Genomic DNA, 3,418 nt, shown 5'->3' on the forward strand with positions numbered 1-3,418 from the left:
CGAGGAGGCGCAGGGCGGTGAGGCCCAGGGCGGCGCCGGCGCCTGGGGCGGCCACTCCGGCAGCGCCCAGGGCGGGGCCGCCGGTCAGACGCCCACCGGCGGCGTGCAGGCCGGCGGCGGCGCCCTGGCGCTGACCAGGGACCACCACCCCGGCGGCCAGTCGCACGGCCAGCAGGGCGGCGGGAAGGGCGGCGCGGCCCAGGGCGGCGCGGCCCAGGGCGGCGCGGCCCAGGGCGGCGGCGCTCAGGGCGGCGAGGACCAGGGCGGCGAGGACCAGGGTGACGACGCTCAGGGCGGCGAGGCTCAGGGCGGCGAGGACCAGGGCGGCGAGGCTCAGGGCGGCGAGGGCCAGGGCCACCAGGGCCAGGGTGCCGCCGGCGCCCAGGGCGGCGAGGGCCAGGCCCACCAGGGCCAGGGCGGCGCCGGCGCCTGGGGCGGCGAGGGCCAGGGCCACCAGGGCCAGGGCGGCGCCGGCGCCTGGGGCGGCAACTCCGCCAACGCCCGCGGCGAGCAGGGAGCAGCCGCGCAGGGACCCAGCGGCGGCATCCACGCCGGCGGCGGTGGCCTGGCCGGCACCACCAGCACCAGTGGCCTGGCCGCAGGATCGATCCTGCTGCTCGGCGGCCTGGGAGCGGGCGTCTACATGCTGCGCCGCCGCAACGCCTCCGGTATCGCGGGAGCCTGACCGGCTCTCCCCCACCGGCCGACGCACGGCCGCGTCCGCTGCCGCCCCACAACGAGCGACAGCGGCCGCGGCCGTCGTGCCGACGCGAGTGCCATGCCGGTGCCCGTGTCGGCTGACCTCCGACCCGCCGATGCCTGACCGCCACCCCCCGTTGATGAACAGGCACGCTTCCATGACCCCCTCACCACCGGCCCCGACGGCCCAGTCCTCCACCGCAACCACCCGTACCGTCAGTCGCGCTCTGCTGTTGCCGGCCGCAGCCGTGGCGCTCGGCGGCCTGCTCATCCACCACTCGATCACGCCCCCCGCCGATCCCAAACCCCCCACTCCGTCCGCGGCCGCCATCAACCCGGCGGCCGGTCCCCCGCCCGCGGCCCTCCCCCCGGCCCTCCCCCCGACCCAGCCCGCTCCCAGGACGACCGCACCCTCCGTCCTGGAGACGTTGCGGCGGTCGGCGCCGAAGCGGATCATCATTCCCCAGATCGGCGTGGACGCCCCCTTCACCAAGCTTTCCCTCGACGCCTCGGGACACCTGAACCCACCGCCCGTGACCAACAGGAACCTCGTGGGCTGGTACAAGAACGGCGTCGCACCCGGCGAGCGGGGAACGGCACTCGTGGTGGGCCACGTCGACACCAAGACCGGCGCCGCCGTGTTCGTGTTCCTGCGCCTTCTCAAACCCGGCAACAGCGTCACCATCACTCGCGCCGACGGCTCCACGGCCCGCTTCCAGGTCGACTCCGTCGAGACCTTCAGCAAGGCGCACTTCCCCGACAAGCGTGTCTACGCCAACGCCCCCACTCCGCAACTACGCCTCATCACCTGCGGTGGTGACTACGACCACGCCGCCCACGAGTACCTGTCCAACACCGTGGTCTTCGCGCACCTGGTCACACTCACGCCCCCGCGCCACACCACGGCACCAGCCACACCGGCACCGCCGGCCACCCCCACGACACCCAGCGCGCCCGTCGCTCCGGCCCTTCCGGCCGCTCCGACCCTTCCGACCGTGCCCCTCGCCCCCAGCGTGCTCGCCGCGCTCGGCGCACCCATCGCCCCCGCCGCACGACCCACCTCCCGCCCTCGGCCGTCCCTTCCGGCGGTGGTGCCGCAGCACCACTCGGGCGATCCCGCCTCAGGGCCGGTCCGGGCCGCGCACCCCGCCCCGCGGCACTAGATCCGAAGATCCGGGCCCGCCGCGAGAACGTGGGAAGAGCGGCTCCGAAACGGCCGCTCACCCGCGGAAGATGTTCACCGACCGGGCGACCACAAGGGCAAGGGTGAGCAAGGAGATCGACGCCTGCACCGTCATCAGCAGCTTCGCCCAGCGGGACAGCGGCATGGTGTCGGTGGGGCTGAAGGCCGTCGCGTTGGTGAACGACACATACAGATAGTCGGCGAACGCCGGCTCCCAGTCGGCCCGTGCCAACTCCCCGCTCTGCATCTGGGGAAAGAGGAAGTCCGGGTGGTCGCTGCTCCCGGCAGCGCGGGCCACGGGTCCGCCCCGGTCCCACTCCCAGTACCAGAGAGAGAAAACGATGACGTTGGTCAGCCAGATGGCCATCGCCGTCGTCAGCAGTGTCCCGGCGTCTCCTGCCTCGGTGCCGCGCACCAGACCCCGGATGAGGAGCACCGCGGACCAGCCGTTGGCCAGGCTGACGACGGCGGCCAGCGTCAGCCCGCCGCCGCGCAGCAGCGAGGTGGTCCGTTCCATACGGGTCCGGGAGGCCGGGAAGAGCACGACCAGCAAAAGCAGCTCCAGCCCGGGCAGCAGCCATTCCGGCTGGAAGGCCAGCCGCTCGGGAAGCAGCAGTTGCAGGGCCACCGCCACCAACACCGCCGCGGTGACGGCCCAGCGGGTCTCGCCGGGTGTGGGTCGGCGCCAGGCGGGTTCGGCCGGCTCCTCCCGGCCCGCGGTGAGCAGTTCTTCCAGCCGCGCGAGTCGCTCCTGCAGCGCTCTGAGCTCTTCGTTCACGGACCCAGTGTGCCGTGATGAGGAGTGGGGCGGCGCCTGCGGGTCCGTGGACCCGGCACGCACCGCCCTCGTCACGTGCCGCGCGGGAGTGGTGAACCGCGGTGCGGCGTCACTGCGGCAGCGAACCGGGGGGCAGCGCGGAGTTCTGCCGCACTTGCGGAGCCGGAGTGAACAGGTTCGGCCGTGCAGCGCCGGGCGGCTGCCCCGTCCGCATGATGCTTTCCAGCTCGCGACGTATGCTCTCGGCCGCGTCGCGAACTCGCGCGGGCACATCACCGCGCTCGGCGACGAGCCGGTGATAGATCGGGGCATCCTGGAACACGTGCAACGACACCTTCCTGTCGGCGGTTTTGCAGCCGCATGGGCGACTGACGAGTGTACGGGCAGCTGCCGATCCCACCGGCCACATCAGCTGCCGACCACCGACGGGAACTCGGTCACATGACGGTCCTCCCCTCGCGACTGTGACTCCTCCGCCTCGTGAACGAGGGGGCTTCTCGCTATGCCGGTGCGGCGTCGCGATGGACCAGCCCGGCCCGTAGAACGTTCAGGGCGCCCACCGTGTCCGCGTGCGCCTGGTGGCCGCACGAAACGCAGTGGAACTTCTCCTGGGTGGGCCGGTTCTCCGCTGAGACATGCCCGCATTCAGGGCAGGTCCGGGAGGTGTTGCGGGGGTCCACAGCGATCACTTTCCGTCCGGCGCTTTCAGCCTTGGCGTGCAGGATCGTCAGGAACACCCCCCATCCGGCATCAGAGAT

General features: G+C 73.1%; 3 protein-coding genes and 2 pseudogenes. 2 read left to right on the plus strand and 3 right to left on the minus strand.

Features of this window, described 5'->3' with window-relative positions; all coding sequences use genetic code 11:
- Both LZ604_RS35375 and LZ604_RS35380 read left to right on the plus strand, forming a co-directional pair.
- Nucleotides 1-685, plus strand: a pseudogene (locus LZ604_RS35375) (hypothetical protein); the annotation flags it as partial.
- A gap of 172 nt (nucleotides 686-857) precedes the next feature.
- Nucleotides 858-1,574, plus strand: a pseudogene (locus LZ604_RS35380) (class F sortase); the annotation flags it as partial.
- A 345-nt stretch (nucleotides 1,575-1,919) separates the two neighbouring features.
- On the opposite strand, the gene LZ604_RS35385 reads toward LZ604_RS35380, so the two are convergent.
- The 3 genes from LZ604_RS35385 to LZ604_RS35395 form a co-directional block, all read right to left on the minus strand.
- Nucleotides 1,920-2,660: a DUF1345 domain-containing protein gene (locus LZ604_RS35385; protein WP_234520329.1), complete on the minus strand. Its 741-nt coding sequence runs from the start codon at nucleotides 2,658-2,660 to the stop codon at nucleotides 1,920-1,922.
- Nucleotides 2,661-2,769: 109 nt separating this feature from the next.
- On the minus strand, nucleotides 2,770-2,982 hold the full coding sequence (locus LZ604_RS35390; protein ID WP_234520330.1) for a hypothetical protein: 213 nt from the start codon (nucleotides 2,980-2,982) through the stop codon (nucleotides 2,770-2,772).
- Nucleotides 2,983-3,160: 178 nt separating this feature from the next.
- Nucleotides 3,161-3,418, minus strand: a 258-nt coding sequence (locus LZ604_RS35395) for a zinc ribbon domain-containing protein (RefSeq protein WP_234520332.1), incomplete at its 5' end; no start/stop codon positions are given.

This window comes from Streptomyces glomeratus, assembly GCF_021462825.1.
GTDB lineage: Bacteria > Actinomycetota > Actinomycetes > Streptomycetales > Streptomycetaceae > Streptomyces > Streptomyces glomeratus.